This is a genomic window from Micromonospora sp. 4G55 (assembly GCF_016803375.1).
The window spans coordinates 1-3758 of the sequence record NZ_JAEVHN010000596.1 but is presented as its reverse complement, the minus strand read 5'-3'; the positions used below and the strand labels follow the sequence as shown (position 1 = coordinate 3758).

Below are 3758 nucleotides of genomic sequence, written 5' to 3'. Positions count from 1 at the left end.
CGCGACCGGGCGACCGACCCCGAACTGCGCACCATGGTCGCCGCCATCGAGGTGACCGAGGCCGACGAGCTGGCCACCATGCGGGCCTGGCTGCGCGACCGCGGGCTCGGCGGACACCACGCTCGGCACCCTCGACGTGCTGTACCTGACCATGATGGTGGGCCCACACCGAGCACGACGACTCGGAGATCGTCCGGCTGGGGCCGCGACCGGGCGACCGACCCCGAACTGCGCACCATGGTCGCCGCCATCGAGGTGACCGAGGCCGACGAGCTGGCCACCATGCGGGCCTGGCTGCGCGACGCCGGTCCGGCCGCGACCGCCGGGCGGCACGACCACACCGGTCACCTCGCCGCCCCGGCGGACCTCGCGCGCCTGCGGAGCGCCCCGGCCGGCCAGGTCGACGCCGTGCTGCGCGAGTTGCTCGGCAGCCACCAGCAGGCGGCCGCCGACCTGTCCCGGGCGCACCTGGCGACCGCGACCAGCCCACAGGTACGCGAACTGGCCACGCGGGTCGAGCAGTCGCGTACCGCGGAGGTGCGACTCCTGACGGCGCCGGCGGCCGGCCGGCGGTAGGCGACGACGCCGCCGCCCGCCGGGCGCGGCCCGGCGGGTCAGGCGTCGGAGCGCGGTTCCAGCCGGATCGACAGCGAGTTGACGCAGTGCCGGGTGTCCTTCGGGGTGAAGTGCTCGCCGTGGAAGACGTGCCCGAGGTGGCTGTCGCAGCGCGCGCAGCGGATCTCGGTGCGGCTCATGCCGAGGGTGCGGTCCTCGATCTCCTTGACCCGGCCGGGGATGGCGTCGTCGAAGCTCGGCCAGCCGCAGTGCGAGTCGAACTTGGTGTCACTGGAGAAGAGTTCCAGGCCACAGGCCCGGCAGTGGTAGACGCCGGGGGTCTTCGTGTCGACGTACTCGCCCGTCCACGGTGGCTCGGTGCCGGCCTCGCGCAGCACCCGAAACTCCTGCGGGCTCAACCGGACCCGCCACTCTTCCTCGGTGCGGGGCAGTTCGTTCTTGTCAAGACTCACCCGCCAACGGTACGTCGGATGTCGGGGGCGTCGCATATGGTCGCGGAATGGGCGGCTCCTCGAAGGCGACGGTGACCGAGATCGAGGTCGCCGGGCACACCGTCCGGCTGACCAGCCCCGACCGGGTGATCTTCCCCGGCCGCGGCTTCACCAAGGCGGACGTCTTCCACTACTACCTGGCGGTCGGCGACGGGATCATGCGCGCCCTGCGGGACCGCCCCACCACGCTCCAGCGCTTCCCCGAGGGCATCGAGGGGGAGATGTTCTTCCAGAAGCGGGTGCCGACCCGGGGCGTCCCGCCGTGGGTGCGCACGGCGAAGATCAGCTTCCCCAGTGGGCGCAGCGCCGACGAGCTCTGCCCGGCCGACCTCGCCCACGTGGCCTGGGCCGCCCAGATGGGCACCATCGTCTTCCATCCCTGGCCGGTGCGGGCCGCCGACGTGGACCGCCCCGACGAGCTGCGCGTCGACCTCGACCCGCAGCCCGGCACCGACTTCGCCGACGCGGCGACCGCGGCCGGCGAGGTGCGCGCGCTCCTGGCCGAGTTGGGTGCGACCGGCTGGCCGAAGACCTCCGGCGGCCGGGGCGTACACGTCTACCTGCGCATCGAGCCCCGCTGGACGTTCACCGAGGTGCGCCGGGCCACCATCGCGCTCGCCCGCGAGCTGGAGCGCCGCCGCCCCGACCTGGTCACCACCGCCTGGTGGAAGGAGGAGCGGGGCCGGCGGGTGTTCGTCGACTACAACCAGATGGCCCGGGACCGCACCATCGCCTGCGCCTACTCGCTGCGCGCCAACGCCCGCGCCACCGTCTCCACCCCGGTCACCTGGGACGAGCTGCCCGACGTCGAACCGGACGACTTCGACCTGCGCAGCGTGCCCGCCCGGCTCGCCGAGCGGGGCGACCCGCACGCGGGCATCGACGACGCCCCGTTCGACCTCACTCCGCTGCTGGAATGGGCCGAGCGGGACGCGGCCGCTGGCCAGGGCGACATGCCGTACCCGCCGGACCACCCGAAGATGCCGGGGGAGCCGAAGCGGGTGCAGCCGAGCCGGGCGAAGCGCGAGCCCGACGAGCCCGCCTGACCGGGTGCTGGGCCGGGCCTTCACTACGTATGCCGCCGGGCCGTCCACGCCAGGAACCTGTCGAACAGGTCCGCCGGTGACGGGGCCGGGTTCGGGCTGAGCTTGATCAGGTCGGCGGTGGCGTCGAAGAGGCAGCCCGCCATGTAGACCGAGAGGGCCACCGGATCCCGGCGGTACTCCATGCCCAGCAGCAGCCGCGCCGGCGGGCACGGCCAGGCGGCGGCGCACACCCGGCACAACCAGAGCGGCCGCATCGGCACGTGCGGACGGACCGCCCGCCGCTGACGGTCGGGTACAGCGGAGGTGTGGGGCGTAGCCATACCCTCATGCTGACCGACTCCGTTGTCTACGTCAACAGACACCGTAGTTGTCGCCGTCTGGCGACTGTGCCGCTGTCATCGTCAACGTGTGGAGCTTGTCGGCGTGTCGGAGATTCGGGAGATGCTCGGTGGCGTCTCGCGGCAGCGCGCGTCCGTGATCGCCAATCAACGGAACTTCCCGGAGCCGATCGCCGTCCTGGCCATGGGCAAGATCTGGCGGAAGTCCGACGTCGAAAAGTGGATCAAGCAGCACCGGCCGGATTCACTGGCCGACTGAGCGCCCGCCGTCAGCGCTGCCCGGCCATCGCCTCCACCGCCTCCTTTGCGGTCTTCAGGTCCGCGCCGGTCGCCGCCCGGTACGCCTTGATGGCCTTGATCTTCTCGCCCCGGGCCAGGTGCTCGCGGACCCCGGGCAGCGCCGGGCCGTCGTCCACCACGCCGAGGTGGTCCATCACCAGCTGGAGTCGGCGTTCGATCTCCGTCAGCCGGGCCGCCGTGCCGTCCCGCCGGGCCGGGACGGACAGTTGCGCGCCGAGCAGCGCCACGACGAGCAGCAGCAGGACGACGAGGGTGGCTTCCATGCCGGTGATCCAAGCAGATCGACGTCCGGCACACTGGCCGGCATGACCTCCACCTCGGGCGTGGTCCGGCGACTGGTCGGCGTCTACCACGCCGACGGCGGGCTGCGCGGCGAACTGGCGTACCTGGTCGGCAAGGTGCGGGGAACCACCTCGTGCGCGCTGTGCGACGTCACCCACCACGGTCTGGGTCGCAAGCGGGAGTGGCGCGACCTCCTGCCGGCGCTGGGCGTGCCGGTGGAACTGGTGCACCTCAACGAGCGCAGCCCGGCGGTCCGGGCGGCCAGCGAGGGTCGTACCCCCTGCGTGCTGGCGGTGACCGACGGCGGCCCGGTGGTGCTGCTCGGCCCGGACGAGCTGGCCGCCCTGGACGGCAGGGTGGCCCGCTTCGCCGAGGCGCTGCGCGCGGCCGCACGCGGGCGGCCTGCGCTGGGACGGGGTCGGATAACGATCATGTAAAGGGCGCGAACCTTTTCCGGCCCGTACCCGCTCTTCCTGGTCACCGGCCCAGCGAGGGCCCCCCGGGGGAGGCGTACGGATGAAGCTGGTGTGGAGGCGGGCCCGCGAGGCGCGGGGCCTGCTGCTGGCGGCGGCGGTCGCCGCGTTGGTCGCCGTCGCGCTGGTCACCGGGCTGTCCGACTACAACCAGTGCTGGCGGTGACCGACGGCGGCCCGGTGGTGCTGCTCGGCCCGGACGAGCTGGCCGCCCTGGACGGCAGGGTGGCCCGCTTCGCCGAGGCGCTGCGC

Annotated in this window: 8 protein-coding genes; 5 read left to right on the top strand and 3 right to left on the bottom strand. The window is 73.2% G+C overall.

From position 1 onward, the window contains the following. On the top strand, nt 1-576 hold a 576-nt coding region (locus JNW89_RS30630; protein WP_238451654.1), incomplete at its 5' end, for a DUF305 domain-containing protein. 38 nt (nt 577-614) lie between these two features. Here JNW89_RS30630 and msrB read toward each other — a convergent pair. Continuing rightward, the gene (gene msrB / locus JNW89_RS30625; RefSeq protein ID WP_238451726.1) at nt 615-1028 is read right to left on the bottom strand and encodes a peptide-methionine (R)-S-oxide reductase MsrB; all 414 of its coding nucleotides are present in this window, start codon (nt 1026-1028) and stop codon (nt 615-617) included. A gap of 47 nt (nt 1029-1075) precedes the next feature. Between msrB and ligD the strand changes: the two genes are divergently transcribed. Beyond that, nucleotides 1076-2113 carry a non-homologous end-joining DNA ligase gene (gene ligD / locus JNW89_RS30620; RefSeq protein ID WP_238451725.1) on the top strand — a complete coding sequence of 346 codons (1038 nt, stop codon included), beginning with the start codon at nt 1076-1078 and terminating at the stop codon, nt 2111-2113. Between the two features lie 23 nt (nt 2114-2136). Here ligD and JNW89_RS30615 read toward each other — a convergent pair whose 3' ends face one another. Then, on the bottom strand, nt 2137-2433 hold the full coding sequence (locus JNW89_RS30615) for a hypothetical protein (RefSeq protein ID WP_238451655.1): 297 nt from the start codon (nt 2431-2433) through the stop codon (nt 2137-2139). 88 nt (nt 2434-2521) lie between these two features. Between JNW89_RS30615 and JNW89_RS30610 the strand changes: the two genes are divergently transcribed. Beyond that, nucleotides 2522-2710, top strand: coding sequence for a hypothetical protein (locus JNW89_RS30610; protein ID WP_238451656.1), 189 nt, complete (start codon nt 2522-2524; stop codon nt 2708-2710). 10 nt (nt 2711-2720) lie between these two features. Here the strand turns inward: JNW89_RS30610 and JNW89_RS30605 are convergent, their stop codons facing one another. Beyond that, complete coding sequence (locus tag JNW89_RS30605) at nt 2721-3014, bottom strand: hypothetical protein (RefSeq protein WP_238451657.1); 294 nt, start codon at nt 3012-3014, stop codon at nt 2721-2723. A 42-nt stretch (nt 3015-3056) separates the two neighbouring features. Here JNW89_RS30605 and JNW89_RS30600 point away from each other — a divergent pair, with 42 nt between their 5' ends. Both JNW89_RS30600 and JNW89_RS37025 read left to right on the top strand, forming a co-directional pair. Continuing rightward, nucleotides 3057-3470: a hypothetical protein gene (locus tag JNW89_RS30600; RefSeq protein ID WP_238451724.1), complete on the top strand. Its 414-nt coding sequence runs from the start codon at nt 3057-3059 to the stop codon at nt 3468-3470. A 79-nt stretch (nt 3471-3549) separates the two neighbouring features. Next, nucleotides 3550-3672, top strand: a complete 123-nt coding sequence (locus JNW89_RS37025; protein ID WP_255541420.1) for a hypothetical protein — start codon at nt 3550-3552, stop codon at nt 3670-3672. The last annotated feature ends 86 nt before the right edge of the window (nt 3673-3758 follow it).

Excerpts from the sequence above, each read along its gene's own strand:
- JNW89_RS37025 (WP_255541420.1), top strand. The coding sequence starts at position 3,550 with ATGAAGCTGGTGTGGAGGCGGGCCCGCGAGGCGCGGGGCCTGCTGCTG.
- JNW89_RS30615 (WP_238451655.1), bottom strand. The coding sequence starts at position 2,433 with ATGGCTACGCCCCACACCTCCGCTGTACCCGACCGTCAGCGGCGGGCG.
- JNW89_RS30605 (WP_238451657.1), bottom strand. The coding sequence starts at position 3,014 with ATGGAAGCCACCCTCGTCGTCCTGCTGCTGCTCGTCGTGGCGCTGCTC.
- ligD (WP_238451725.1), top strand. The coding sequence starts at position 1,076 with ATGGGCGGCTCCTCGAAGGCGACGGTGACCGAGATCGAGGTCGCCGGG.
- JNW89_RS30600 (WP_238451724.1), top strand. The coding sequence starts at position 3,057 with ATGACCTCCACCTCGGGCGTGGTCCGGCGACTGGTCGGCGTCTACCAC.